Origin of the sequence: Nonomuraea sp. JJY05, from assembly GCF_043496855.1 — a bacterium.
GTDB lineage: Bacteria > Actinomycetota > Actinomycetes > Streptosporangiales > Streptosporangiaceae > Nonomuraea.
The window spans coordinates 84,342-110,739 of record NZ_JBIEIS010000037.1 but is presented as its reverse complement, the minus strand read 5'-3'; the positions used below and the strand labels follow the sequence as shown (position 1 = coordinate 110,739).

The window sequence follows — 26,398 nt, the reverse complement described above, 5'->3', positions numbered from 1 at the left end:
CTAGTCCTGGCCCAGCCGGGCCGTGACGAAGCGGTCCCTTCTGGTGAGGTCCTGGCGTAGGCGCACGTCGCGCCAGCCGTTGTCCTCGGGGAACGTCAGATAGACCGACCTGCCCTGCTGGTCGGCGTGCTCGACGACCACCCAGCCGCCAGGCCGCAGCAGGCGGCGGGCCGTGCGCTCGACCGCGCGCACCTCGCCGAGCCCGTCCTCGCCGGAGCCGTACAGCGCCCTGGAGGGGTCGTAGTCGCGCACCTCGGGGTCGCGCGGGATCGCGCCGGGCGGGATGTAGGGCGGGTTGGAGATGACCAGGTCGACCTTGCCGTTGAGCTCGGGCAGCGCCTCGGCCAGGTCTTCGGGGTGCAGATGGGTGCGGCCCTGGCCGTGCTCGGAGATGTTGCGCTTGGCCCACGTGTACGCCCCGGGATCGACCTCCACGGCGTGGACCTCGGCCAAGGCCACCTCCTGGGCGATCGACAGCGCGATCGCGCCCGAGCCGGTGCCGAGATCGACGACGAGGGGGGCGGTCACATCCATCGCGCGCAGCGTCTCGATGGCCCAGCCCGCCACCACCTCGGTCTCGGGCCGCGGCACGAACACGCCGGGCCCGACCGACAGCTCGAGGTAGCGGAAGTAGGCGTGGCCGGTGATGTGCTGCAGCGGCTCGCGGGCCTCGCGCCTGGCCACGCCCTCCCAGAACAGCGCGTCGAAGTCGGAGTCCTTGACCGTGTGGAGCTCGCTCCTGCGCACGCCGTGGACGAACGCCGCGATCTCCTCAGCGTCGGTGCGCGGTGAGGGAACACCTGCCTCGGCCAGCCGGGCGGTGGCGAGGGCGATCTCGTCCAGCAGAAATGTCATGAGTGTTGTGCGAGCTTCTCCGCCATTTCGGCGTCGATGAGGGCCTGGGTGACGGCGTTGAGCTCACCGTCGAGAACCTGGTCGAGGTTATACGCCTTGAAGCCGACCCGGTGGTCGGAGATGCGGTTTTCCGGGAAGTTGTAGGTGCGTACGCGCTCGGAGCGGTCGACCGTGCGGACCTGCGACTTGCGCTCGGCCTGCGCGGCGGCCTCAGCCTCCTCCTGCGCCATGACCAGCAGCCGGGCACGCAGGATGCGCAGGGCCGACTCCTTGTTCTGGAGCTGGCTCTTCTCGTTCTGGCACGAGACGACCACACCGGTGGGCAGGTGGGTGATGCGGACCGCCGAGTCGGTGGTGTTGACGCTCTGGCCGCCGGGGCCGCTGGAGCGGTAGACGTCGATGCGCAGGTCGTTGGGGTCGATCTGGACGTCGACGTCCTCGGCCTCGGGGTAGACGAGCACGCCCGCGGCGCTGGTGTGGATGCGGCCCTGCGACTCGGTGACGGGCACCCGCTGCACGCGGTGGACGCCGCCCTCGTACTTGAGCCTGGACCACACGCCCTCGTCGCCCTTGGCCTTGATGCCGACCGTGACGTCTTTGTATCCGCCGAGGTCGGAGGGCTGGCTGTCGATGACCTCGGTCTTCCAGCCGAGCCGCTCGGCGTATCTCAGGTACATCCGCAGCAGGTCGCCCGCGAACAGCGCGGACTCCTCGCCGCCCTCGCCCGCCTTGATCTCCATGATGATGTCCTTGTCATCGTTGGGATCGCGCGGGATGAGCAGGTGCCTGAGCTTCTCCTCGAGCTGGGGGATGCGCTCCTCCAGCTCGGCCGCCTCGGCCGCGAACGCCTCGTCCTCACCGGCCAGCTCCTTGGCTGCGGTCAGGTCGTCGCGCGTCGAGTCGAGCTCGCGGTAGGTCGTGACGATCGGCGTGAGCTGCGAGTAGCGCCTGCCGAGGGTGCGGGCCTTGTTCTGGTCAGCGTGCACGGCGGGGTCGGCGAGCTGCAGCTCCAGCTCGGAATACTCCTTGAGCAACTCGTCGAGGTTCACCGTGTGTCCTTAGTCGTGGGGCCTACACCAGCAACGCCGGCCCAGCGCACGGGCGTGCGTCCGGGCCGGCGTCGGTGAAGCTACTTGCCCGTGGCCTTCTTGCCGAAGCGCTTCTCGAAGCGGGCCACCCGGCCGCCGGTGTCGAGGATCTTCTGCTTGCCGGTGTAGAACGGGTGGCAGGCAGAGCACACGTCGGCGTGGATGACGCCGTTCTTGGCGGTGCTACGGGTGGTGAACGTGTTGCCGCAGGAGCAGCTCACCTGCGTCACGTTGTAGTCAGGGTGGATGTCGCGCTTCATCGCTGTCCTTTCGGGGTGCGGCCGCCGGGTCGCCTTCACGGCGTGAACCGGAACCGCTAAATGGTCAGCTACCAGTGTGCCAGATCGTCCAACCATCCCAGGCCATCGCGCATTCCCGTCAGCGGCCCAGATAGGTGAGTACGGCCAGCACCCGGCGATGATCCTCAGGCGCGGGCCCCAGGGCCAGCTTGGCGAAGATGCCGGAAATGTGCTTCTCCACCGCGCCTTCCGTGACGACCAGCCGGGCGGCGATGGCGGTGTTGGAGCGGCCCTCGGCCATCAGGGCCAGCACCTCGCGCTCGCGGGGGGACAGCGAGTCGAGCGGGGCGCCGCGGCGCTGGCGGCTCAGCAACTGCACGACGACCTCGGGATCGATGACCGTGCCACCCGCCGCCACCTGCCGCACCGTCTCCAGGAACTCGGCCACGTCCGCCACCCGCTCCTTCAGCAGGTAGCCGACGGCCCTGCCGATGAGGTCGCCGGCATAGCGCTCCTCGACGTACTGCGACAGGACCAGGATCGGGAAGTCCGGCCTGGCCACGCGCACCTGCAGCGCCGCCCGCAGGCCCTCGTCGGTGTGGGTCGGCGGCATGCGCACGTCGACGATGGCCAGGTCGGGCTCGTGCTCCAGGACGGCGGACACCAGCGCGGGCCCGTCCGAGACGGCCGCGACGGTCTCGATGCCGCCGTCGGCGAGCAGGCGCGCGAGCCCCTCGCGCAGGAGTACGGAATCCTCGGCGATGACCACGCGCATGGCCACATGACTACCACTCGCAGGGCAGCTCCGCACGCACGAGAGTGGGCCCGCCCACGGGGCTGTGCAGGACGAGCACGCCGTCGATGGTGGCCGCCCGGTCGGCCAGTCCCGACAGGCCGCCGCCCGGGCAGACGAGGGCCCCGCCGATGCCGTTGTCCCACACGTCCACGACCACGCCCCGATGGTCCCTGATCACCGTCACCGACGCCTCGGTGGCGCCGGAGTGCTTGGCCATGTTGGTCAGGGTCTCGGCCACGATGAAGTACGCGATGCTCTCGACCGCGGCGGGCGGCCGTTCCCGCAGCTCGACGGAGACGTCCACGCGGATGGGCGCCCGCGCGGCCAGGCCCGACAGCGCCGCGTCCAGGCCGCGGTCGCTCAGGATGGCCGGATGGATCCCCCTGGCCAGGTTGCGCAGCTCGGCGATGGCGGCCTTGGTGCCCGCGTGGGCCTGCGCGATGAGCATCCTGGCCTCCTCGGGCTCGCTGTCGAACTTCGACTGCGCCCGCCCCAGGTCCACCGCCACCGACAGCAGCCGCTGCTGCGCGCCGTCGTGCAGGTCGCGCTCGATCCTGCGCCGCTCCGCCTCGGCGGCGTCGACCCCCCTGGCCCTGCTGGCCCGCAGCCGCTCCTCCTGGCTGCCGCCGAGCAGCACCGTCGCCAGTGTCCCGTGCAACCAGGCCATCCCGCGCACGAGGTACGCCGCGAGCACGAACAGCAGCGCCCCGAAGACCATGGCGACGAAGGCACCCGGCCCGCTGTCGATGGTCAGGTCCGTGTAGACGCCCCCCAGCACCCACAGCGACAGCAGGACGGGCTGGATCATCAGCGTCACCGCCGTGAACCACAGCACGACGGACACGGCGGACTCGACCAGGCCGAGCGGGAACAGCATCAGCAGGTATCCCAGGTCCTGCCAGGTGGCCGCGTCCCCCAGCAGCCAGCGGAGATGCGCGCCCACCCCGCGTTCGGGCCTGGCCTGGTACGGGTCGGCGATCCTCACGCCGAACGCCGCGTACATCAGCCGCCTCTCCAGCATCGCCCCGCCGCGCCACATCAGCACCGTGGCCATCATCAGCGGCACGCCCACCCAGACGACGGTCAGCGTGAGCGACGTGGGCACGGTGACGGACAGCGCGACGAACCAGCCGAGCCCGGTCAACCCCGTGATCAGCAGGTACGGCGCCGCCCGCCACGTCATCGGGTCCACCACGACCCCCAGCGGGCCCTTGGCCCCGAACGGCACACGGTCCTTCAACGCGGCTGATCGCATGCCTCAAGACTGCACTCAGGAGGGGCCGCCGTGAATCCGGATGGCAGCCGACGTCGGGGTGGGGCTATCCCCACCTACGAGCTGGTACGCCCCCGACGTGAAAGGGGCGGCACGGGGAAACCCCATGCCGCCCCTCTCAGGAAGCCGCTAGTCGCGGTCGTTGCTCACCGTGGTCTTCTGGACCTGCAGGAGGAACTCCGCGTTGGACTTGGTCTCCTTCATCTTCTCCAGGAGCAGCTCGAGCGCCTGCTGCATGTCGAGCGCGTGCAGCACCCGGCGCAGCTTCCAGACGATCTGGAGCTCGTCCTTGCCCATGAGGATCTCTTCCTTACGCGTGCCGGACGCGTCCACGTCCACCGCGGGGAAGATGCGCTTGTCGGCCAGGGAGCGGTTGAGCTTGAGCTCGGCGTTGCCGGTGCCCTTGAACTCCTCGAAGATGACCTCGTCCATCTTGGACCCGGTCTCGACCAGGGCCGTGGCGAGGATCGTCAGCGAGCCGCCGTTCTCGATGTTGCGCGCGGCACCGAAGAACCGCTTGGGCGGGTAGAGCGCCGTGGAGTCGACACCACCCGACAGGATGCGCCCGGACGCCGGGGCCGCCAGGTTGTAGGCGCGGCCCAGGCGGGTGATCGAGTCGAGCAGGACGACCACGTCGTGGCCCAGCTCCACCAGGCGCTTGGCCCGCTCGATGGCGAGCTCGGCGACCGTGGTGTGGTCTTCGGCCGGACGGTCGAAGGTCGAGTGGATGACCTCGCCCTTCACCGACCGCTGCATGTCGGTGACCTCTTCCGGCCGCTCGTCCACGAGCACGACCATCAGGTGGCACTCGGGGTTGTTGCGGGTGATCGCGTTGGCGATGGACTGCAGCACCATCGTCTTACCGGCCTTGGGCGGCGAGACGATGAGGCCGCGCTGGCCCTTGCCGATCGGCGAGACGAGGTCGATGATCCGCGTGGTGAGGATGTTCGGCTCGGTCTCGAGGCGCAGGCGCTCCTGCGGGTAGAGCGGGGTCAGCTTGTTGAAGTCAGGCCGGTTGCGGGCCTGGTCCGGGTCCATGCCGTTGACGGTGTCGAGGCGGACCAGGGCGTTGAACTTCTCGCGCCGCTCGCCGTCGCGGGGCTGCCTGACGGCGCCGGTGATGACGTCGCCCTTGCGCAGGCCGTTGCGGCGGATCTGGGCGAGCGAGACGTAGACGTCGTTGCTGCCCGGCAGATAGCCGCTGGTCCTGACGAACGCGTAGTTGTCGAGGATGTCGAGGATGCCGGCGATCGGGATGAGCACGTCGTCGTCGCCGACGACGGGCTCGCTGCCCTCAAAGCGGTCACGGCCGCGGCCGCGGTTGCGCTCCCTGAAGCGGCCCCGGCGACCGCGCCCGCGCTCGTCGTCGTCGCTGCCGCCCCCGCGCTGGTCACCTCGCTGGTCGCCGCGCTGGTCGCTCCGGCCCGCGTCGGCGGCGCGCTCGCGCTGCTCGCCGCGGCCACCGTCACGTCCAAGGTCGCGGCCACCGTCACGGCCGCTGTCGCGCCCGCTGTCACGAATGTCACGGCTGTCACGGCTGTCACGGCCGCCGTCACGGCTGCTCTCCGCGCGGCCGCCCTCACCGCGGTCGCCGCCGGAGCGGTCGCCCCGCTCACGGCGCTCACCGCGGCTGCGGCGCTCGCGACGGCTCTCGCCGCGATCGGCGCGCGTCTCGCTCTGGCCGCTCTCCACGGCCTGGGCCTGCGGCTCCACGACCGGCTCCGCCGGCGCGGCGGCCGCCACGGGCTCGGGGGCCGCGGCCACGGGCTCCGCCGGCTGCGCGACGGGCTGGGCCGCGGGCTCCTCGGCGGTCTTGGCGCGGGAACGTTCCCTGCGCGTACGGGTGGGCCGCTCGGCGGCCGGGGCCGCGTCAGCCGCGGCGGCGGGCGCCTCGGCGGCCGGGGACGAAGCCGGTGCGGCCTCGCCGGAACCGCCACCCTGCTTCTCCTGGATGGCCGCGATGAGCTGGCTCTTCCGCATGCGCCCGGTCCCGCTGATGCCCAGCTCCGCTGCCATCTTCTGCAGCTCGGGCAGCACCTTGGCGGACAGGCCGGTGCCGGAGCGACGCGCACGGGTGGTCTTCGCCGGTGCGCGGGTGGGGGTGTCGCCGGACGCCGGCTCAGCGCCTGATGCGTCGGAGAGGAGTTCGGTGGTGTCGCTCAACTAAAAGGTCCTTCCCAGGGGTCGGGCGCCGGTTTCGTTCTGCCGGGCGTCCCGGAGGTGCTTGCGATCCGGCGGGACAGACCGGGTCGGGGTGCACTCTGCGATCTTCGGCTGTCGCTGTGGACGGCCGCCACTCTTGGGGAGGGGCTCGTCCAAGCCGCCACAGGGCCGTGGCGCGTGGCTGACACCCCTCAGATTGCTGTCGCCAACCAGATGTCGATGTGATTCGAACGCGCAGATCCCCGTCGTCGCCGCCTCGTTTCGAGCCAACCGGGTGTGGGCCAACCGGAGGCAACAGAGTCCGGGGAGACAGCCGCGCTGCTCACGCCTCGCGACGTGAAGCATGATGCAGCGATGTGTGGCTGACAAGCACGCACCCACCAAGGGGGCATCTGGTGCGGCTATCAGCCTAACATCACCAGCGCACACGGCTATTCCCTGAAGGTCTAAAGAGGCATCAGCGTGTCTCGGGAACCTGAACGTTCGCACCAACCGGGTCGACGTCCATTTGCTGGATGTGCCAGTCATTACCCACTTCTGGCGCGATCAAATCCTGCGTATCCGATGTCGAAAACGCAAGAACCGTGGGACCCGCTCCCGAAACGACCGCGGGCACGCCCACTGCACGGAGACGTTCTACCAGATTCGCGCTCTCCCGCATCGCAGGCGCGCGGTAATGCTGATGGAGTCGATCTTCGGTGGCGGCGAGCAGCAGCCACGGCTGCGGTCGCTGGGTCAGCGCCGCGATCAGCAGCGCAGCCCTGCCGGCGTTGAACGATGCGTCCTTGTGGGGCACGTCCTTCGGCAGCAGCCCCCGCGCGGTCTCCGTGGCCAGCCGGGCAGTAGGAACGACCACGACCGGACGGATGCGCTCGTCAGGAACCAGTTTCACCATACGCGGCGTCCCCGAGTGGTCGTACCAGGCCACGGTCAGACCACCGGCCAGACAGGGGGCGACGTTGTCGGGATGCCCCTCTATCTCGGTGGCCAGCGCGAAAACGTCGTCGTCGGAAAATCGCCCGGGCTCAGAAAGTTGTTCGCCCTCAGCCAAAGCGCGGGCCGCCAGGATGCCCGCGCAAAGGGCCGCCGACGAGGATCCCAGCCCGCGCGCGTGCGGAATCCTGTTACGGCAGTGCAGGCTGATCCCGCTGGGCTGGGCGACCCCCATCCGGTCGAACGTGGCCCGCATCGCCTTGACGACCAGATGGCCCTCTCCGAGATCCAGCTCGCCCTCGCCCTGGCCCTCGACGGTGACGCGGGCCCCGGCTTCGTCGGTGAGCGCGGCCTCCACGTCGTCGTACAGGCTCAGCGCCAGCCCGAGCGCGTCGAACCCGGGACCCAGGTTCGCCGAGGTGGCGGGCACGCGAATCTCAACGGTCCGCACATGAACTCCCTGTCAGGCGAGGTTGAGCGCCGCCGCGGCGGCGTGGACGTCGATGGGGATGACCACGGGCGCGGGCGCGCCCGAGATCGCCCAGTCGGGGTCCTTCAGCCCGTTGCCGGTGACCGTGCAGACGATGCGCCGGCCCGGGTCGACGAGCCCCTGCGCGTGGGCCTGCAGGAGCCCCGCGACGCTGGCGGCCGAGGCCAGCTCCACGAACACGCCCTCCTCCTGTGCCAGCAGCTTGTACGCCGCCGCGATCTGCCGGTCGGTCACCGCCTGGATGACGCCGCCCGACTCGTCGCGCGCCGAGGTGGCCAGCGACCAGGAGGCCGGGTTGCCGATGCGGATGGCGGTGGCGATCGTGTGCGGATGGGAGACGGGCGCGCCCTGGACGATCGGCGCGGCGCCGCTGGCCTGGAAGCCGAACATGCGTGGCCGCTTGGTCGACACGCCGTCGGCCGCGTACTCCTGGTAGCCCATCCAGTACGCCGAGATGTTGCCCGCGTTGCCCACCGGGATGCAGTGGATGTCCGGGGCGTCACCCAGCGTGTCGACGATCTCGAACGCCGCCGTCTTCTGGCCCTGCAGCCGGAACGGGTTGACCGAGTTGACCAGCGCAATCGGGTAGCTGGACGACAGCTTGCGGGTCATCTCGAGACAGTCGTCGAACGACCCCTCGACCTGCAGCAGCGTGGCGCCGTGCACGAGCGCCTGGGCCAGCTTGCCCATGGCGATCTTCCCCCGTGGCACCAGCACGGCGCAGGTCAGCCCGGCGCGTACGGCGTAGGCCGCCGCCGACGCCGAGGTATTGCCGGTGGAGGCGCAGATGACCGCCTTGGCCCCCTCCTCGACCGCCTTGCTGATGGCCATGGTCATGCCGCGGTCCTTGAAGCTGCCCGTCGGGTTGGCTCCCTCGACCTTCAGGTAGACGTCGCACCCCGTCAGCGCGGACAGGCGGTTAGCGGGGACCAGCGGCGTGCCGCCTTCGAGCAGCGTGATGACAGGCGTCTTCGGAGTGACAGGAAGACGCTCGCGGTATTCCTCGATGAGGCCACGCCACGACCTGCTCATGATGACTCCCTACCTGCGGTGTTGGGCACAGAGTGTACGGGGTGCGGCAGGCCGCCGAGGATCCGCGTCCACCTCCCGGACACATCCATTGGACAGGGGCGCTATTCAGGAAATTCTCAGCATCTCCCGATAAGGTCTCGGGCCAGGGGGTCACCACCATGGACGCGCGTCCTGCTTTGAGGCAGAACGACTATTCACCGATCGCGGCGCCGGAGCTCGGCACCTGGTCGCCCGCCCTTTCCGTGAGCGTGGTGATACCCGCTCACGGCGGGCAGGACCGGCTCGACCTGACACTCGCGGCGCTGGCGGCGCAGACGTACCCGGGCCATCTCATGGAGGTCCTCGTCGTCGACGACGGCAGCGCGCCTCCCCTCCGGCTGCCCGAGATCCGGCCCGCCAACACCCGCGTCGTGCCGGTGCGCGACGGCTGGGGCATCTCCAACGCCGTCAACACCGGCGCCAAGGCCGCCGACGGCGAGATCATCCAGCGTCTCGACGCCGACATGGTGGCCTGTCGCGAGCACATCGAGGCGCTGGCCCGCTGGCACCACGTGACGGACTACCTTGTCACGATCGGGATGAAGAAGTTCGTGGACACGCCGCCGGTCACGCCGCGCCAGGTCTTCCGGGCGGAACACCTGGGAGAGCTGTTCGACCTGGCAAGTGCCGTGTCCAGCTCCACCGAGGCGACCATCGCCAAGACCGACGGGCTGCGCAAGAGCCGCAACCCGTACCACGTGTGCACAGGCCCGACCTTCGCCCTGCCCAGGGAGGTCTTCCACGCCGTCGGCGGTCTCGACCCCAACGTGGCGCGGGGCGAGGACACCGAGTTCTCCTACCGGCTGGCCATGCACGGCGTGGTGTTCGTCCCGGATATGGACGCGCAGGCCGTGCACCTGGGGCTGCCCGCGCAGCACCGCGACAGGGAACGCGCCGTGCGGGCCGTGGAGCCGTACCTGGCGCACCGGATCCCGCTGCGCAGGGACCTGCGTAAGGACCGGGGGCGGCGGTGGCTGGTGCCGTACGTGGAGATCGTGCTCGACGTCACGGACACCTCCGAGTCGGTGGTGCGGCAGGCGGTGGCGGCGGCGCTGGACGGCAAACTGCAGGACGTGGTGGTGACGCTGGTGGGGCCGTGGTCGCGGCTGGGCTCCGGGCGCCGGTCCGTCCTGTCGGACCCGTGTTTCGAGCTGCGGCTGATGCGTGACCTGTTCGCGCACGACGACCGCATCCGCCTGATCGACGAGGCCGCCCCCACGCCCGCGCCCACGCCGTTCCGCTATCGCGGGCCGGTGGACGTGCCGCTGCACCGGGCGACGCTGGAGCGCATGATCGAGTCCGTGCAGAAGGACCTCACCGGCGTGCTGATCGTCGACCTGCCCGACGGGCGCACCGCCCGGCTGGAGCGCACCTCCGCCCTCGGCCGCGCCGTCCTGCTCGCCGACCCGGGGACCGCCGACGTGGACGACCTCATCGCCACCACCCACGGGGTACGCCACGAGCCGCCGGACCGCTACTGGCCCGCTCCCGCTCCGACGCAGCCCGCCCCGGTCACCATCCCCGCCCCGGCCCCGGCGGCGGTCTCGGTGCCCCGGTCGGAGAACACGTCGGAGAACACGCTGCTGCGCCGCCTCAAGTCCGCCCTGCGCCCCAACTGACCCCGTCGCTCCACAGGGCACGTCACCGCACGGAGCGCGCCATCACGCCCTGTCGCGCCGAGCGAGGGTGGGAGCACGCGCGAAGGGGCGGGTCGGTCAACCGCGCAGGCGTTTGCGTAAGGCGCGTTTCATGGTGGTCGACACCAGGACCCGCAGGCTCTGCTGGGCGCGGCCGGCCGCGGCCAGCTGGCGGCGCAGCGTGCCGACCTCGCGCCGCAGCTCCACGGTCGACTTGCGCCAGCGCCCGGCCTCGTCCCGCCATTTGGCCACCTGCGCCCGCAGCCGCTCCGCCTCCTTGGCCAGCCGGGCCGCCTCGGCCTGCGCCTCCAGGCGCGCCCGGTAGGCCCCCCGCCGTCCCACCAGCGGCTCCGCCTCCGTCGTGAAGCCGTACGTCTCCGCCTCCACCCAGGTGACGCCCGACACCGAGTCCACCGCGTCGTCCAGGTCCTCCCCCGGGGCCACCACGATGCGGGCCCGGGCGAAGGCGGACGCGCGTTCCAGGCGGGCCGCGACGACCCCCTGGGACGACTCCTGGAGCAGCACGTTCACCAGGCCGAGCCCCTCGTCGCGGGCCAGGTCGAGCAGGCGGGCCAGGGAGTCCTCGCCGGGGACCCATCCGGGCGGCAGGCGCAGCACGAAGGGCACGGCCGGGTCGACGGACTCCGCGGCGGACAGGCGTACCCGGCCTTCATGGCGATAGTGGCCCTGGACCAGCACCAGGTCGAGGTCGGGGTTCTTCAGGGGGGCGCGGCGGTCGCGGTCGAGGGTGTCCCAGGGCCCGAGGACGAGCACGGACAGGTCGGGCAACGTGCCGGCGAGCAGCGCGTCCACCGTCGCGCGCACCGAGTCGTAGCCCGCCGTGCCGTCCACCACCACGGTGACGTACGGCACCTTCCACTGCCGCCCGGGATGCCCTCGCAGCCACCGGTAGGCCGGGATGCGGTCGGCCACGAAGGCGTGGCTCACCCGGTCGATCGGCTGCTTGCCGCGCATCCGCATGGTGGGCCCGAGGTGGTAGGCGCGGGCCGAGGGCTCCGGCACGAAGACGGCGCCCGCCTGGCCGAGCCGGTAGCCCATCTCGGTGTCCTGGCCCAGGATCAGCTCGTCGTCCATCGGCCCGGCGGTCTCGATCAGCCGGGCGTTGACCGAGGTCGCGCCCCCGACGTGCAGGCTGAACGGGCGCTGGGGATTGTCGGTGAGGCCGCTGGTGCGCTCGACGAGATCGACGATCCAGGCGTGCGGCGCCGCCGGTTCGAAGTACCCCTCCAGGTCGTCGGGGAGCTCTCGAGGCAACTCGGCGTCGGTGAAGCGGATGTAGCCGGTGACGACCAGGTAGGGGGCGGCGTGGTGCCAGCGCATGTGGGCCTCGATCGCGCCCGGGGTGAGCACCACGTCGGAGTCGAGCCAGTGGATCACGTCGCCGGTCGCCTCGGCCAGCCCGGCGTTGCGGGCGCTGGCCCGGCCCGGCTCCGCGCAGACGATCAGCCGTGTCCGCTCGGGGCGGACGGCGGGCAGGCGCAGCGGGGGCGCGCTGCCGTTGTCGACGACGATGACCTCGGTCAGCTCCGCCGGGTACGTCTGCCTGGCCAGCCCGGCGAGCACCAGGTCGAGCTTGTCCTGCCCGCCGTAGGCCGGGATGACCACGCTGACCGTGAGCTCGGGGGTGAGGTCCTCCGCGAGGGGCTCGAGGATGCGGTAGTCGTTGCCGCGCACCCTGGCCGCACCGGCGACGCCCGTGGTCATGCGGCTTCCATCAGCAGGCTCGGGCGGAAGCCGCGCCACTGGTTGGCGGCCACCTTGAGGAAGTGGGCGAGGGGCAGCTGCCAGGTGTGCTCGTCGCGGAGCCCACGGCGCAGGACGTAGCCAAGCCCGTGGGTACGGTAGACACGCGCGCCGGCCTTTTGCGCGGCTTTGAGAAACTCGAGATCAACCGCCCGCGGAAGCCCAGGAAATCCCCCAATTTCCTGAAATTTCTCCCGAGAAATCAAGATCGTCCCTCCCGCCACATGATCGGCCCACACCTCGCTCGGATACGCCGCGCCACTCGCGAAAGTCGTCCGCCGCACCGTGGCCCGCAGCGGCTCCAGGTAGAAGAACTCGGCCGTCGTCCCCACCACGTCGGCCCCCGAGTACGCCAGCGCCATGATCAGATCTCCCAGATGGCGCGGCCCGTACCAGTCGTCGTCATCCCATTTCGCCAGGTAGTCGCCGTGTGCCAGGGCCGCTACCCGGTTGAGCACCTCTCCGAACGGGACGTCCTGCGCGACCTCGATCCATTTCACGGGCAGCGAACACGACTCGACCGCCTCCCGCACCTCCTCGAAGCTCACCCCGTGCAGCCCGAGCAGCACCTCGGCCTCGACGTCCCGCTGCCTGCCCATCTGGGCCAGCGCCGCCCCCACCATCCCCGGCCGCTTGCTCGACATGACGATGCTGACCGAGGGGCTGACCGAGGGGCTGACCGAGGGGCTGACCGAGGGCTTGGAGGCGCGGTGCGCCAGGCGGCGCAGACGTACGCTGTGCTCCTCCCGCCGCAGGTCGGCCAGCGAGCGCGCGGTCCCGTCGGCCGCGTGGCCGAGCCAGTCGCGGTCGGTGAGCAGCGTGGCGAGGTCGCCGGGCACCCAGGGCGCGGCGCGGTCGGCGGTCAGCGGGACCCCGGCGGCGGCCAGCCGCAGCAATCCCTCCACGGGCACCTCGGCGGCGGGCCACTCGATCTCCAGACCGCGCAGCGGGCGCAGCGCGGGCACGTCGGGGCGCCGCCCCTCCACCGCCCAGCCGTCGTGCGTCCAGTGCAGGCGGGCCAGCCCCTTCTCCGGCGTACGCGCGAAGCCACAAGGGGTGATGGACATGGGCCTCCTTGGGACTTGGTCGGCGCCTACCTTACGCCCGTTTTACTGACGGGTAGACGCGGCCACCACATTCGGCATGCCCTACGCCGCAGGTGGAGTGGAGGTGATTCTCAGTTTTCCTCCAGGAAGCTATGGCACGGTAGGGGCGGGTGTTTATTAAGGTGTCAATAATCCCGTGGTGTCCTCGACGCCCCCTGATGTTCCAAACGAAAGGTATGCGCGGATGCTCTCGCCCCGCCGACTGGCAGCGACCGCCGCACTCCTCGCAGCTCTCACCGCCGGCGTGCTCGCCCTGCTCGTCCTCGCCGGCCTGATCACCGTCGGCGCGGCAGCGGTCACGGTGGCCTTCCTGGTCACCCTGGCTGGCCTCGCCTTCCTCGTGCTCACCGTGCGCCGCCTCGACGGCAAGGCGCACCGCATCGATCTGCGGATCAAGAAGCACGAGGCCGAGCTGGCGAGGACCACCACCGCACTCAAGAACATCGAGACCAGGCTGGACCTGCTGGTGCAGGCCGTCGAGGACTCCGCCGCGCGGCGGGCCGACGACCTCGGCGCCATCCTCGCCTCGCTCGGGGAGGACCGGGTCAACGCCATGGCGCGGGCGCGAGAGGTGGAGGAGCTGCGCGCGGAGGTTCGCGCGCTGGCCAGGGACTCCGTATGACGCGGGTCCGGCACAACGACTACGGGACGCTGACCCCGCCGGCGGTGGGGGCGTGGGAGCCCTCGCTGCGGGTCTCCGTCGTCATCCCGGCCTACGACTGCGCGGAGGCGCTGGAGCGCACGGTCCCGGCGCTGGCGCGGCAGACGTACCCGGCCGAGCTGATGGAGATCGTGGTCGCGGACGACGGCAGCGAGCCGCCGCTGCGGGTGGCGGGCGCGCGGGTGGTGCGGGTGGCCGACGGGTGGGGACGCGGCGCGGCCCGGCAGGCCGGGCAGCTCGCGGCCACCGGCGACGTGATCCACTGGCTCGACTCCGACATGCTCCTCGCGGACGACCACATCGAGGCGCACATGCGCTGGCACCACCTGATCGACCATGCGGTGGTGATCGGGGACGTCCGGTTCGTCGAGGAGCCGGGCGAGGAGGGCGTCCAGTCGGAGTACACGAGGAAGACCTTGGAGTCGACCAGGTGGCTCAAGAACGCGGGCGCCGGCGCGTACCTGCTGCACACGGGCGCGTCCACGTCCGTGCGGGCCGATCTGCTGCGCGCGGCGGGCGGCGTGGACACGTCCCTGAACATGGCGGAGGACACCGAGCTCGGATACCGGCTGGCGCAGGCGGGGGCGGTGTTCGTCCCCGACCCGCAGGCCAGGGCGTGGCACGTCGGGGCCTCCACCGTGATGCTGCGGGAGAAGGAGGTGCACCGGCACAACTGGTCCTATCTGGGCGATCTCATCCCGGACCTGCGCTGGCTGCGCAGCCATCCCCGGCGTCACTGGCGGGTGCCGTACGTCCAGGTCGCCGTGACGGCGACCACCTACGAGCGGACGCGGGCGACCGTCGACTCGGCCCTCGCGGGCACCCTCGCCGACGCGGCCGTCACCATCGTCGGCCCCTGGGGCAAGCTGACCGGCGAACGCCGCTCCAACCTCGACGACCCCCTCCTCGACCTGCGCCTGCTGCACAACCTCTACGCGCACGAGCCCCGGGTCGTGTTCGCGGAGAGCGTACCCGCCTCCGCCGCGCCCGCCCCCTTCCTGCTGCGCGTCCCCACCGGGTGGACGCTGGGCGCCGACACGCTCTCCAGGCTGGTACGCCACGCGGACGGCGACCTGCTCGGCCTGGTCAGCGTCGCGCTGTCGGAGGACGCCTCCGGGGTTGTGGCCGCCCGCCTGGAGCGCACGGCCGCCTTCTCGCGCGCGGCGCTCCACGAGGGCCGGGCCGACGACCTGGTGGACGAGATGTTCGGGTCGGAGTGGGTCAGCGGGGGCGAGTACGGCTTCGCGGTGGCGGAGGAGGCCGAGCCGCTGGCCGGCGAGCCCGCGAAATGGCGGGCGCTGGCCGGGGAGCGGTTGCGGGAGGTCAAGGAGCTGCGGGCGGAGGTGGAGCGGCTCGCGGCCGAGGTCGAACGGCTGTCCGCCGCGCCGCCCGCCGACGAGCCCGCCGGGCGCGGCGGGCTGAGCTCGCTGATCAAGCAGCTGCGGAGCGCCGGATGATCCGTCAGCTGCTGGCGGAGCTGCCCGGAGCGCGGGTCTTCTTCGCCGGGATCGACGACGTCGCCCCTCTCTACGCCGCCCCCGCCGCCCGCCAGGGCTCCTCGGGAACGTCCTGCGAGGCCCGGCACGTCGTGGACCTCGATCGGGACCTGCTGGAGCCGGCCGCCGAGGCCGAGCAGGTGGGCGAGGTCCTCGTGCTCGCCAGGACACCGGCCGACCTGCGCAGGGTCGCGACGCTGCACAAGCTGCTGCCACAGGCCGAGCGGGTGGTCGTGGCCGTGCTCGACACGCCCGCCGCCCACCCCGCGCCGGTCCCCACCCCCACCCCCGCGCACCGGTGGCGGTCCCTGACGGATCTGCGCGTCTACCAGCCCAGGAACCGGGTCTGGGTGGTCGACGCCCGGTTCTCCGCCTCCACGCCCGCGGGCCGTACCGTGACCGCGACGGCGCGGGCGTTCGCGGGCCACCGCCTCGACGTGATCGCGGCCCCGGCGGCGGCGATCGCGGGCGTCGGGGCGGCGGCCTGGCGCCCCGGCGACCCCAACGCGACCCCCGCCGAGGTGACGGGGCCGGTGCCCGAGCGGGTCGGCGCGCCGGGCAGCGACGTGGTCCTGCGCACCCTCGGCCACCCGTCGATGGAGGACGTGGGCGACGCGCCGTCCTCCGTCCCGGACGCCGACGACGGCAAGCCGATCGACGACGCCGAGACTGTGGAGTGGGCCGGGGACGAGAGGCCCATCGAGCGGCCGACACTGCGGGCGGTGACCTGGGAGCACCTCGGACGGCCGGGCATGGCCGACTCGCCGCTGGCCGATCCCGACGTGCTGGGCGAGACCTCCATGGTCCCGCCGGTGGACGAACGCCTCGTGAACCCCCAGGGTTTCGTCACCACCCCCTCCCGCGGCATGGCCTCGCTGGTGGAGCGGGACGGCCGGTGGTCGGTGGTGCTGGACGACAAGGTCGTGACGTCGTTCGCCGAGTCCGGCGGGGTCACCGACGCGGACGTGGCCAGGCTCCGCCAGATCCGCGGCGTCGAGGTGGACTGGCGGCATGCCCACAGCGGCCCCCTGGCAGCCGTACGGGTGCTGACCGGCCTGGCCGCCGCCGGCGTGCCGCTGCGCGCGCAGGCCGTTCCGCGCTGGGCGGGCGCGCTCGGGGACGAGATCATCGAACTCGTCGAGCGCTGCCCGGACCTCTCGGACGACCTCCGGCGCGAGGAGCACAGCATCCGCCTGCGCCGCGCCGCGCTCCGTACCCACGGCGTAGCCGCGAGGTGGGAGCAGCTCGGCGCGCCCGCCCCCGCGCCCCCGCTCACCTCGGTCCTGCTGGCCACCCGGCGCACCGACATGGTGTCGTTCGCGCTCGACCAGGTCGCCCGCCAGCGAGGCGCCGAGCTCGAGGTGATCCTCGCCCTGCACGGCGTCCCGAAGGGCCACCCGGACGTGGCCAAGGCGATCGGGGCGTTCGAGGGCACGCTGACGGTGTTCGAGGCTGATCGCCAGGACGTGTTCGGCGAGGTGCTGAACCACGCGGCCGCCATGGCCTCGGGCTCGTTCCTGCTGAAGATGGACGACGACGACTGGTACGGCCCCGACTTCCTGTCCGACCTGCTGCTGGCGCACTCGTACTCGGGCGCCCAGGTGGTGGGCACGGTGCCGGAGTTCGTGTACCTGACGTCCATCGACGTCACCGTGCACCGCAGGCAGGTCACCGAGCAGATCACCAGCTTCGTCGCCGGGGGGACGATCCTGGTGGAGCGCTCGGCCTTCCAGGCGGTGGGCGGGTTCCGGCCGTTGCGGCGCTCGGTGGACACCCAGTTCCAGGAGGCGCTGCAGGCGGCGGGCGGCCAGATCTACCGTACGCACGGGCTCGGCTACATCCTGCGCAGGGGCCCGGCCGCCAACCACACGTGGCAGGAGCCCATCGGGACGTTCCTGCAGCGCAACAGGCAGCAGTGGCGCGGCTTCCGCCCGAACGCCCTCATGGCCCTGGACGAGAGCTCCTTCGCATGACCGGCATCCCCCGCATCCGCGGCAACGACTTCGGCGTGCTCGCGCCTCCCGCCCTGGGCGCCTGGGAGCCCACGCTGACCGTCACCGTCGTCATCCCGGCCCACGACCGCCAGGAGACCCTGGACCTCACCCTGGCGGCCCTGTCCGCCCAGAGCTACCCCGAGCACCTGCTGGACGTCATCGTCGTGGACGACGGCAGCGACACCCCGATCCACCTCCCGGAGCTCGTCCCGGCCAGGACCAAGCTGATCTCCAGCCCGCCGGGCGGCTGGGGACGGGCCTGGGCCGTTCAGGCGGGCGTGGACATCGCGACCGGCGAGGTCGTCTTCGTCCTGGACGCCGACATGGTCCCGCACCGGCACCACGTGGAGGCCCAGCTGCGCTGGCACCACCTGGCCCCGTACGTGGTGGCCCTGGGCTGGATCGACTTCACCGCCGCCACCGACCTCCCGACGCAGGAGCGGGTACGCCAGGCGCTGGAGTCGGACGAGGAGGGCGAGCTCTTCCCGCTGTCACCGCACCGCCACGACTGGGCCGAGCAGATCATCGACGGCCACGACGGCCTGCGTACCGCTCCCAGCTCCCTGGCCACCCGCATCCACGTGGGCGCCACGGCTTCGTACCCGGCCGAGCTGCTGCGCTCGATCGGCGGTCTGGACACGTCCCTGGTGCTGGCCGAGGACACCGAGCTGGGCTACCGGCTCACCCAGGCGGGCGCGGTGTTCGTCCCGGACCCGGAGTCGCGTGCCTGGCACATCGGGCTGCCGACGGCGATGCGCGAATTCGCGGCGCTGAAGCGCTACAACGACCCCTTCGTCGCCGACCTGGTCCCCTACCGCCGCTACCTCCGCACGGATCCGGGCCGCCAGTGGCTGGTGCCGTACGTGGACGCGACGGTGCCGGCGGGCCCGTACGAGGACGTGCGGGCGACGGTGGACGGCCTCCTGGCCGGCACGATCCCGGACGTCAGAGTCACCGTCCCCGGCCCCTGGGAGTCCCTGACCGCCGAACGCCGCTCCCCGCTCGCCGACCCGGACCTCGACCTCCGCCTCATCCAGGCCAACTTCGCCGGCGACCCCCGCGTCCACCTGACCAGGCCCCTGGAGGGGACGGCCCCGTTCCAGCTCTCGCTGCCGCCCGGCTGGGTCCCGTCGAAGGACACGCTGGAACGCCTGCTGGACCACATGGAGCAGCACGACCTGGGCGCCCTCTGCCTGGCTCTGGAGGAGACGGAGCAGGGCGTCACGCTGGCCCGGCTGGACCGCACGGCCGCCCGGTCCAGAGCCGCGCTGGTGGCCGCCCCGGACGACGAGTGGGACGACCTGATCGACGCCCTCTTCGGCCTGGAGTGGCTGGACGGGGAGAGCTGGGGCTTCAGGCGCCGCCCCGCCGTCTACCCGCCGCGCAAGAGACCCGCCCCGGAGCTCGACCGGCTCGCCGCCGAACACGAGAAGAAGATCGCCCTCTACCGCAAGCGCACCGCCGCCCTGCGCGCGGAGCTCGCGCAACTGCGGCGGGAGGCGGCCAAGAACGGCCGGGACGCGACGCGCTGGCGCGAGAAGGCCGAGGCCTGGCGCAGGGAGGCGGTCCGCCTCGCCCGCGCCCAGAACCGCACGGTCCTCAAGCGAGCCGTCCGCAAGGTCCGCTCCCTGGCCTTCCCGGACGACTCCCCCGCGCGAGAAGGCTAGTCGTCGCCCTCCACGCGCATCACGCTGGCCACGGCGCGGACGATGTCCAGCTCGCGCAGCCCCTCCATGGTCGCCGACAGCGCGGCGTCCGTGGCGCGGTGGGTGACGATGACGAGCTGGGCGTCGTCGCCGTGCCCCTCCTGGCGCACGGTCTGGATCGACACGTCGTGCTTGGCGAACAGCTCCGCCACCCGCGCCAGCACGCCCGGCTTGTCGGCCACGTCGAGCGCCACGTGGCAGCGCGTGACCGTGTCGCCCATGGGATGGGCCGCCAGGTCCGCGTACGTCGACTCCTCCGGCCCGCGCGTGCCCGCCAGGCGGTTGCGGGCGACGGCCACCAGGTCGCCGAGGACCGCGGAGGCGGTGGGCGCCCCGCCCGCCCCCTTGCCGTAGAACATGAGCTGCCCCGCCGACTCCGCCTCCACGAAGACCGCGTTGTACGCCTCCCGCACCCCGGCCAGCGGGTGCGACCGCGGGATCATCGCGGGGTGCACCCGCACCCCGAACGAGCGGCCGTCCTCGGAGCGGGCGCAGATGGCCAGCAGCTTGATGACGTAGCCCATGGCCTTGGCCGAGGCCACGTCGGTGGCGGTGATCTCGGTGATGCCCTCGCGGTGCACCTCGGCGGCCGTCACGCGGCTGTGGAAGGCGAGCCCGGCCAGGATGGCGGCCTTGGCGGCGGCGTCGAAGCCCTCGACGTCGGCCGTCGGGTCGGCCTCGGCGTAGCCGAGCGTCTGGGCCTCCTCCAGGGCGTCGGTGAAGGACGCGCCCGTGGTGTCCATCTTGTCGAGGATGTAGTTGGTGGTGCCGTTGACGATGCCGAGCACGCGCTTGACGTGGTCGCCCGCCAGCGACTCGCGCAGGGGGCGCAGCAGCGGGATGGCGCCGGCCACGCTGGCCTCGAAGTAGAGGTCGCCGTTGCCCTGCCGGGCGGCCTCGTGCAGGGCGGCGCCGTCCTCGGCCAGCAGCGCCTTGTTGGCGGTCACCACGGACTTGCCCTTGGACAGGGCGGCGACGATCAGCGTGCGGGCCGGCTCGATGCCGCCGATGACCTCGATGACGATGTCGACGTCGTCGCGCGTGACCAGCGCCTCGGCGTCGGTGGTGAACAGCGAGGGGTCCACCTCGACGTCGCGCTTGCGTCCGAGCCGGCGCACGGCGACCCCGGCCAGCTCCAGCGGGGCGCCGATGCGCGCGGCCAGGTCGGCGGCCTGCTCGTGCATGAGCCTGATGACCTGCGAGCCGACGACGCCGCAGCCCAGCAGCGCCACTTTCAGCGGTTTCACAGCTGCCCCCTCAACAGGTCGTCCTCGGTCTCGCCCTGCACGATCACGCGCGACTTGCCGCCGGAGACGGCGACCACGGCGGGCCTGGGCAGGTAGTTGTAGTTGCTGGCCAGCGACCGGCAGTAGGCGCCGGTGGCCGCCACCGCGATCAGGTCGCCGGGGGCGAGGTCCGCGGGCAGGTGGAAGTCGCGCACGATGATGTCGCCGCTCTCGCAGTGCTTGCCGACCAGGCGGCTGAGCATGGGCTCGGCGCTGCTCTCGCGGCTGACCAGCGCCGCGGTGTATTCGGCGCCGTAGAGCGCGGTGCGCACGTTGTCGCTCATGCCGCCGTCGATGCTCACGTACGTGCGCAGGCCCTCGACGTCCTTGACCGTGCCGACCGAGTAGAGGGTGATGCCGCCGGGCCCGACGACGGTGCGCCCCGGCTCCACGGTCAGCCTGGGCACGGGCAGGCCCGCGTCCGTGCACACCTTGGTGACGATCTCGCGCAGCCCGTCGGCCAGCTCCTTGATGTCGGGCGCCTCGTCGCCCTCGACGTAGGCGATGCCGTAGCCGCCGCCCAGGTCGAGCTCGGGCAGCACGACGCCGTGCTCGTCCTTGATCTGCACGAGCAGCGCGGCCAGACGCCTGGCCGCCACCTCGAACCCGGCCGTGTCGACGATCTGGGAGCCGATGTGCGAGTGGAGCCCGACGAGCTCGAGCTGCGGCAGGGCGAGGATCCGGCGTACGGCCTCCGCGGCCGCGCCGGTGTTGAGCGACAGCCCGAACTTCTGGTCGTCGTGCGCCGTCGCGATGAACTCGTGCGTGTGGGCCTCGACCCCGGTGGTCACCCGGATCATCACCTTGGGCCGCTTGCCCAGCCGCTGGGCGAGGTGGCCGAGCCTGGCGATCTCCTCGTACGAGTCGACCACGATGTGGCCGACCCCGACCTCCAGCGCCCTGGTCAGCTCGGCGACGGACTTGTTGTTGCCGTGCATCGTGATGCGCTCGGGCGGGAACCCGACGCTGAGCGCCACCGCCAGCTCGCCGCCGCTGGCCACGTCGAGCCCGAGGCCCTCGTCGTGGAGCCAGCGCACGATCTCCTTGCACAGGAACGCCTTGCCGGCGTAGTGGACGTCGGAGCCGGCGAAGGCCGTGGCGTAGTCGCGCATGCGCGAGCGCACGTCGTCCTCGTCGAGGACGTAGAGCGGCGTGCCGTGCTCGCGAGCCAGCTCGCGCACGTCGACGCCGCCGACAGTGAGCGTGCCATCGGTCCGGGTCGACGTTCGCGGCCAGATCGCTGGGTTGATCCGGTTGAGGTCGGCGGGCGCCAGCGGAGGGCGCTCGTGGGGCAGCATCTCGGCGTGCCGGTCCCCGGCTGGATGGACGAATCGACTCACCTGATCGAGGCTATCGGAACCGCAACTGAGCCATGACCCTCTGCCCACGTATCGAGACGCGATCAAGCTCCAGAAGGGATATTTTTACGATTTTTCGCCGTTTGGCCGAATATTTTGCGACCCGCTACATTCGTTCCGGCCCAGGTAGCACACCAGTCACAGCCTCGGCCAGCCGCACCCGCGCCGTGTGCACCGGCCCCGGCGCCTCGTCGCCCACCGGTACGGCGGGCGCGTGCTCATACGCGTCGTGATAGGCCAGCGCCAGCCGCACCAGGTACGTCTCCCACCCCGGCTCCCTGCTCACCGTCCGCCCGGGCAGCTCGGCCAGCACCCGCAGCACCCGCCGGTCGTACGGGCCGTCGAGCAGCTCCCCCCTGAACCCCCCGGACGGCACCCCCAGCTCGCGGGCCCACCGGAGCACTGCGTGGGCCCGCGCGTGCCCGTATCGCACCACGAACCCGGGGTTGTCCCAGGTCCGCGGGAAGTCCGGCCACGGAGGCTCAGGGATGTCGAGCGGCCCGACGCCTGCCACCAGCTCCCCCGGCTCGCTGACCACGATCCGCAGGAACCCGTCCCGCCGGACCTCCACCAGGGACACCCCGGCCAGCTCCCGCACCCGCCGGGCGAGCGGCTCGGCGGGGATCTTCCGGCGCAGCGCCGCGGCGGAGACGTAGACGGCCTCCTCCTCCCACGTCCCCTCGGGCGCCGGCGGCTCCCCCAGCACCTCGGCCAGCTCCTCGGCCAGTTCTGGAGGCGTCATGGCCGAAACCCTAGCCCTGGGGCTCAGATGAGCGCATGCGGCTCGGCGGAGCCGTACTCGACCAGGTGGGCCGCCCCGAGCAGCCAGCGGTCCTCGTCGCGCACCCGCACGTAGCCGAACCGGTCGGCGGAGAACACCTTGATCCCGTCCGTCCGGCACTGCCGCATGAGCACCTCGTCCCACCCGTCCGTAAGGTCCGCGAAGCCGATCTCCCGGAGGGTGTTGCGGCGGGCCAGGAGGGTCGCCCCGGCGATCTCCGGGAGGTAGGTGTACTCGGCCTCGGGCTGCTTGAGCAGCGTGGCCTGCGGCTTGCGGAGGTGGGCGTAGAAGGCCGCCTTGCCGACGATGTCGGCGGTGCTGAAGAGGAACGCCCGCCGCAGGTCCGACAGGTAGTGCGGGCCGTACACGTCGCGCGGGTCCATGACCGCCACCAGGTCGGCCTCGCACAGGTCGATGCCGGCGTCGAGCATCGCGCCCTCGGTCATCGCCGGGTGCGGGCGGCGGTAGACGATCTCCACGTCCGGCAGCACGTCGCGGGCCCGCAGCTCCGACTCCGGCGGCCCGATGACGATGAGCTGGTCGACCCCCGACTGCTTGGCGACCTGCGCCAGCGCGTGCTCCATCAGGTACGGGTCCATGATCGGCAGCAGCACCGAGGTGTTGAGCGTGGCGCGGGCGCTGGGCAGGCCGATCGCGTCGAGGAGCTCGTCGACCCGCTCGGTCATCGTGCCCATCTGGTACGCCCGCCGCAGCGCCACGTGCGCCCGCCGCGTGTCGGCCTCGGTGCCGATGGGCGTGCCGCAGGCGGCGAGCTCGGCCAGCCGCCACTGGGGCGTGCCCGGCGGGCAGTCCACCGCGGCCGCCCAGCGGTAGGAAGTCAGCACGTCGGGGTAGGTCAGGTGCCCGGGCAGGAGCTGGTCCAGCGTGAGGACCCGGTCGATGCGCCCGCCGGAGAGCGGCAGCGGGTTGTGCACCCGCGGCTGCACCCCGAACTGCAGCCGCGGCCAGGCCACCGTCAGATCGGTCGTGAACCGGTGCTCGAACAGCTCGGCCGCCGCCGCGTACGCGGCCACGTCGCCCTGCGTGTGCCAGAAGACCGTGCGGATGCCGCGCTCGGCGCACCAGGCCAGCAGCGTCTTCAGCCCCTCGCCCGGCTCGCCGGTGATCTCCTCGGCCCACGGCCCCTGCGTGACGGACTCGACCACCAGCAGGTGGGGCACCTCCAGCGGGAGCACCCTGGCGAAGTCGCGCGGCGTGAAGCCGGTCGTCTGCCGCCACTCGTACCGCAGCAGCGCCTCGGCGTGCGGGTCGGCGATGACCGCGGCCGTCAGGTGCGGCCTGGTGTTGGGTCCCGTCGGCACCCGGAAGGGCTTGAGCTTGAAGGAGGCGCCCCCGAGCGTCCTGGTCGTGCTGGTGGCCTGGTACGCCGCCCCGGGACGCTCGTCCTTGGCCTTGGCGGCCGCCGGGGGCTTGCGCTTGGGCGCGATGGGCCGCTTGACGGGCTTGGCCGCGCCCCTGAGCCCCTTGGCCAGCCGGACCGGGTTGCTCTTGCCGCTCTTGATCGCGTCACCGAGGCGGTTCCAGCGGGCGACCTTGATCGAGGACAGCTTCCAGTTGGCCACCTCGGCCTGGAAGCGCTGCTCGGCCAGCTCCTTGCGCAGCTTGTCGGCGGCCGCCTGCTCGGCCTCCAGCCGTTCCTCGACCTCGCTCAGCCGCTCGGCCAGCGACCTGGCCTCCCCGGCGCTCTGCTCGGCCGCGGCCAGCTTGGCCTCTGCGGCATCCAGCAGCCTGGCCAGCTCGGCAGCGCGCTCGGCCTGCGCGACAGCATCCCGCAACGCCCGCCGCGTGCTCTCAAGCTCCGTCGACAATTGACCCTCCGCTCCCTCAGCCCGGCAAAGGATACTCTTTTTGCCTGAAGCGTCTCGAAGGGATGAGATCCGGTGCAGTTCAACGTGCGGCCCTACGTCTGCGGCGCTCTCGGCCGGATCGACTCCGCCATACTCGGCAAACTGACCGCGGCGGGCCCGAGGCTCCTGCCCGCGCTCCAGTCGTCCGACGCGGCGCTGTTCAGCTCGGCGCCGCTGCCGCCCTACCACCGCCTGGGGCACTCGTACGCGTTCTCCTGGGGCGAGCGCAAGCCCTCCGGGGACGACGACTGGATGACGGTCGCGGAGACGTTCGAGACCCCCGGGCTGATCGGCGACGGCGACAGTGTCACGCTCCACACGGGCGCCCTGGGCCTCGTGGACGTCTACTACGTGCGCCTCGGCGAGGCGGTCTACTTCTCGTCGCAGATCCAGCCGCTGCTCAGCCTGGTGCAGGTCGAGATCGACTGGTCGGCGTGGGCGTCGATCCTCCAGGTGACGTTCCCGCTGGGCGAGGCGACGCCGTACGCGGACGTCAAGCGGCTGCCCGGCTCCAGCGCCCTGGTGTGGCGGCACGGCAGGCTCGCGACCGAGCGCAGGCTGCCGCGCTGGCTGCGTTCGGAGCCGCACGAGTCGTGGATCAGCCCGCGCGAGATCGTCGAGCTGCTGGACGAGGTCTACCGGGACTACGAGGGCCGCAAGCTGCTCGTGCCGGTCAGCGGCGGCTACGACTCGCGGCTGCTGGCCAGCGTGGCCAAGGCCCGCGGGATGGACGTCGAGTCGTGGACGACCAGCCCCGACGACGGCACCGACACCGACATCGCGTTCGCCAGGTCGATCACCAGGGAGCTGGGCATCCCCCACCGGGTGATCACCCAGGACGCCGCCGACTACCCGGACGACGCCGTCGAGGTGGCCCGCAGGCTCGAATACCTGACGCCGCACCACGCCTGGTACGCGCCGTTCGCCAAGGAGGTGCACCAGGCGGGCCGGATCCTGGTCGACGGCCTGGCCGGCGGGCCGCTGCTGAAGAACTTCATGGTCAGCGGGGCCGCGCTGGAGGCCACGACGCAGGCCGAGCGATCGGCGGCCGTGCTCGGCTCGCTGTCGCTGGGGGCGCCCTCGCAGCCGTTCCTGTCCAAGGCCGCCGCCCAGTGGATGGAGGAGACCGTGCGCGAGCAGTTCCTGGCCGCCACCTCCATGCTCCACGGGCACCGCGCCGAGCTGCCGCTGTCGGTGCTGCACACCAGGACCGTGCGCGGCATCGCGCGCTCCGCGGTCAACCTGGTGGGGCCCGAGGCGTCGTTCGCGGCGCCGTTCATCGACCCGCGCTTCTTCGACGCCGCGTTGTCGGTCGGCGTGGCCCGCAAGGACAAGGGCCGTTTCTACCGCGAAGTGCTCCATGCGGCCAATCCACGGGTGGCCGCACTCCCCTCGACGAATGTGGTCAAGCAGCCCCTCCAAAGGGTGCCGCTGCGTTCCACGGCCGCCCCCGCCCGAAATTATTCGCACCGCATGCTGGAGACTGTGGTGAGGAGGGTGCCGGGGCTGCTGTCGGACGAGCTGCACGAGGTGGTCTCGGGCGGTCCCGACGCTTTGACCAGGTTCAACGGCTGGAACGATCGTTTCTGGGTGCGGGGGTTGGTGCTCTTCGGGCTATGGCTGAGCGACTTCGAGAACGACCTCTCGGACCTCGCGCCACCTTTTTAGTGAACTCTCGGTAACAGGGCGATTACGTACGGATCTCGCGGGTATTAACCCTCGCACAGCAGAAGCGGGTTCCGGAAAGCCAACGGGCTGGTAGTGTTCGGCCCGTAAGCGCCGCACAAACGGGCACCAGATCACAAATCCGGTCTCGTTCTAGGGCAGTGGAGT

At 71.7% G+C, this 26,398-nt stretch carries 20 protein-coding genes; 6 read left to right on the top strand and 14 right to left on the bottom strand.

Annotated elements, in window-relative coordinates; genetic code table 11:
• From prmC to thrC, 8 genes are all read right to left on the bottom strand, one after another.
• Positions 1-855 (bottom strand): peptide chain release factor N(5)-glutamine methyltransferase, encoded by an 855-nt coding sequence (prmC, locus tag ACFKCF_RS43635; RefSeq protein ID WP_394501257.1) that lies wholly within the window; start codon positions 853-855, stop codon positions 1-3.
• Positions 852-1,904 (bottom strand): peptide chain release factor 1, encoded by a 1,053-nt coding sequence (gene prfA, locus ACFKCF_RS43630; protein WP_394501256.1) that lies wholly within the window; start codon positions 1,902-1,904, stop codon positions 852-854. The genes prmC and prfA overlap by 4 nt, the downstream gene beginning before the upstream one ends.
• Positions 1,905-1,984: 80 nt before the next feature.
• Positions 1,985-2,203: a 50S ribosomal protein L31 gene (gene rpmE, locus ACFKCF_RS43625; protein ID WP_106248153.1), complete on the bottom strand. Its 219-nt coding sequence runs from the start codon at positions 2,201-2,203 to the stop codon at positions 1,985-1,987.
• 118 nt (positions 2,204-2,321) lie between these two features.
• Positions 2,322-2,957: a response regulator transcription factor gene (locus tag ACFKCF_RS43620; RefSeq protein WP_185071359.1), complete on the bottom strand. Its 636-nt coding sequence runs from the start codon at positions 2,955-2,957 to the stop codon at positions 2,322-2,324.
• A gap of 10 nt (positions 2,958-2,967) precedes the next feature.
• Positions 2,968-4,233, bottom strand: coding sequence for a sensor histidine kinase (locus ACFKCF_RS43615; RefSeq protein ID WP_394501255.1), 1,266 nt, complete (start codon positions 4,231-4,233; stop codon positions 2,968-2,970).
• A gap of 147 nt (positions 4,234-4,380) precedes the next feature.
• Positions 4,381-6,414: a transcription termination factor Rho gene (gene rho, locus ACFKCF_RS43610; protein WP_394501254.1), complete on the bottom strand. Its 2,034-nt coding sequence runs from the start codon at positions 6,412-6,414 to the stop codon at positions 4,381-4,383.
• Between the two features lie 457 nt (positions 6,415-6,871).
• Entirely contained in the window at positions 6,872-7,798 is a 927-nt protein-coding gene (thrB, locus tag ACFKCF_RS43605; protein ID WP_394501253.1) for a homoserine kinase, read from the bottom strand.
• 12 nt (positions 7,799-7,810) lie between these two features.
• On the bottom strand, positions 7,811-8,869 hold the full coding sequence (gene thrC / locus ACFKCF_RS43600) for a threonine synthase (RefSeq protein ID WP_394501252.1): 1,059 nt from the start codon (positions 8,867-8,869) through the stop codon (positions 7,811-7,813).
• A 158-nt stretch (positions 8,870-9,027) separates the two neighbouring features.
• Here thrC and ACFKCF_RS43595 point away from each other — a divergent pair, with 158 nt between their 5' ends.
• Entirely contained in the window at positions 9,028-10,527 is a 1,500-nt protein-coding gene (locus tag ACFKCF_RS43595; protein ID WP_394501251.1) for a glycosyltransferase, read from the top strand.
• Between the two features lie 96 nt (positions 10,528-10,623).
• On the opposite strand, the gene ACFKCF_RS43590 is transcribed toward ACFKCF_RS43595, so the two are convergent.
• On the bottom strand, positions 10,624-12,270 hold the full coding sequence (locus tag ACFKCF_RS43590; RefSeq protein WP_394501250.1) for a glycosyltransferase: 1,647 nt from the start codon (positions 12,268-12,270) through the stop codon (positions 10,624-10,626).
• The gene (locus tag ACFKCF_RS43585) at positions 12,267-13,376 is read right to left on the bottom strand and encodes a glycosyltransferase family 2 protein (RefSeq protein WP_394501249.1); all 1,110 of its coding nucleotides are present in this window, start codon (positions 13,374-13,376) and stop codon (positions 12,267-12,269) included. The genes ACFKCF_RS43590 and ACFKCF_RS43585 overlap by 4 nt, the downstream gene beginning before the upstream one ends.
• Positions 13,377-13,599: 223 nt before the next feature.
• Here ACFKCF_RS43585 and ACFKCF_RS43580 point away from each other — a divergent pair, with 223 nt between their 5' ends.
• Genes ACFKCF_RS43580 through ACFKCF_RS43565 form a run of 4 tightly spaced genes read left to right on the top strand, consistent with a single transcriptional unit; the run spans position 13,600 to position 19,233 of the window.
• The gene (locus ACFKCF_RS43580) at positions 13,600-14,037 is read left to right on the top strand and encodes a hypothetical protein (protein ID WP_394501248.1); all 438 of its coding nucleotides are present in this window, start codon (positions 13,600-13,602) and stop codon (positions 14,035-14,037) included.
• Entirely contained in the window at positions 14,034-15,533 is a 1,500-nt protein-coding gene (locus ACFKCF_RS43575) for a glycosyltransferase (RefSeq protein WP_394501247.1), read from the top strand. The genes ACFKCF_RS43580 and ACFKCF_RS43575 overlap by 4 nt, the downstream gene beginning before the upstream one ends.
• Complete coding sequence (locus ACFKCF_RS43570) at positions 15,530-17,545, top strand: glycosyltransferase (RefSeq protein ID WP_394501246.1); 2,016 nt, start codon at positions 15,530-15,532, stop codon at positions 17,543-17,545. The genes ACFKCF_RS43575 and ACFKCF_RS43570 overlap by 4 nt, the downstream gene beginning before the upstream one ends.
• Complete coding sequence (locus ACFKCF_RS43565) at positions 17,542-19,233, top strand: glycosyltransferase (RefSeq protein ID WP_394501245.1); 1,692 nt, start codon at positions 17,542-17,544, stop codon at positions 19,231-19,233. The genes ACFKCF_RS43570 and ACFKCF_RS43565 overlap by 4 nt, the downstream gene beginning before the upstream one ends.
• Here ACFKCF_RS43565 and ACFKCF_RS43560 read toward each other — a convergent pair.
• The 4 genes from ACFKCF_RS43560 to ACFKCF_RS43545 all read right to left on the bottom strand — a co-directional run bounded on the left by ACFKCF_RS43560 (position 19,230) and on the right by ACFKCF_RS43545 (position 24,526).
• Complete coding sequence (locus tag ACFKCF_RS43560) at positions 19,230-20,519, bottom strand: homoserine dehydrogenase (RefSeq protein WP_394501244.1); 1,290 nt, start codon at positions 20,517-20,519, stop codon at positions 19,230-19,232. The genes ACFKCF_RS43565 and ACFKCF_RS43560 overlap by 4 nt on opposite strands.
• Positions 20,516-21,898: a diaminopimelate decarboxylase gene (lysA, locus tag ACFKCF_RS43555; RefSeq protein WP_394501243.1), complete on the bottom strand. Its 1,383-nt coding sequence runs from the start codon at positions 21,896-21,898 to the stop codon at positions 20,516-20,518. The genes ACFKCF_RS43560 and lysA overlap by 4 nt, the downstream gene beginning before the upstream one ends.
• A gap of 124 nt (positions 21,899-22,022) precedes the next feature.
• Positions 22,023-22,658: an anticodon-binding protein gene (locus tag ACFKCF_RS43550; protein WP_394501242.1), complete on the bottom strand. Its 636-nt coding sequence runs from the start codon at positions 22,656-22,658 to the stop codon at positions 22,023-22,025.
• A 23-nt stretch (positions 22,659-22,681) separates the two neighbouring features.
• Positions 22,682-24,526, bottom strand: a complete 1,845-nt coding sequence (locus ACFKCF_RS43545; RefSeq protein WP_394501241.1) for a hypothetical protein — start codon at positions 24,524-24,526, stop codon at positions 22,682-22,684.
• Positions 24,527-24,598: 72 nt separating this feature from the next.
• Between ACFKCF_RS43545 and ACFKCF_RS43540 the strand changes: the two genes are divergently transcribed.
• Positions 24,599-26,233, top strand: coding sequence for an asparagine synthetase B family protein (locus ACFKCF_RS43540; protein WP_394501240.1), 1,635 nt, complete (start codon positions 24,599-24,601; stop codon positions 26,231-26,233).
• The last annotated feature ends 165 nt before the right edge of the window (positions 26,234-26,398 follow it).

Bases quoted from the DNA above. Each gene is read 5' to 3' on its own strand.
- prmC (WP_394501257.1), bottom strand. From the start codon at position 855: ATGACATTTCTGCTGGACGAGATCGCCCTCGCCACCGCCCGGCTGGCC.
- rpmE (WP_106248153.1), bottom strand. From the start codon at position 2,203: ATGAAGCGCGACATCCACCCTGACTACAACGTGACGCAGGTGAGCTGC.
- ACFKCF_RS43620 (WP_185071359.1), bottom strand. From the start codon at position 2,957: ATGCGCGTGGTCATCGCCGAGGATTCCGTACTCCTGCGCGAGGGGCTC.
- ACFKCF_RS43615 (WP_394501255.1), bottom strand. From the start codon at position 4,233: ATGCGATCAGCCGCGTTGAAGGACCGTGTGCCGTTCGGGGCCAAGGGC.
- thrC (WP_394501252.1), bottom strand. From the start codon at position 8,869: ATGAGCAGGTCGTGGCGTGGCCTCATCGAGGAATACCGCGAGCGTCTT.
- ACFKCF_RS43595 (WP_394501251.1), top strand. From the start codon at position 9,028: ATGGACGCGCGTCCTGCTTTGAGGCAGAACGACTATTCACCGATCGCG.
- ACFKCF_RS43590 (WP_394501250.1), bottom strand. From the start codon at position 12,270: ATGACCACGGGCGTCGCCGGTGCGGCCAGGGTGCGCGGCAACGACTAC.
- ACFKCF_RS43585 (WP_394501249.1), bottom strand. From the start codon at position 13,376: ATGTCCATCACCCCTTGTGGCTTCGCGCGTACGCCGGAGAAGGGGCTG.
- ACFKCF_RS43580 (WP_394501248.1), top strand. From the start codon at position 13,600: ATGCTCTCGCCCCGCCGACTGGCAGCGACCGCCGCACTCCTCGCAGCT.
- ACFKCF_RS43575 (WP_394501247.1), top strand. From the start codon at position 14,034: ATGACGCGGGTCCGGCACAACGACTACGGGACGCTGACCCCGCCGGCG.
- ACFKCF_RS43570 (WP_394501246.1), top strand. From the start codon at position 15,530: ATGATCCGTCAGCTGCTGGCGGAGCTGCCCGGAGCGCGGGTCTTCTTC.
- ACFKCF_RS43565 (WP_394501245.1), top strand. From the start codon at position 17,542: ATGACCGGCATCCCCCGCATCCGCGGCAACGACTTCGGCGTGCTCGCG.
- ACFKCF_RS43550 (WP_394501242.1), bottom strand. From the start codon at position 22,658: ATGACGCCTCCAGAACTGGCCGAGGAGCTGGCCGAGGTGCTGGGGGAG.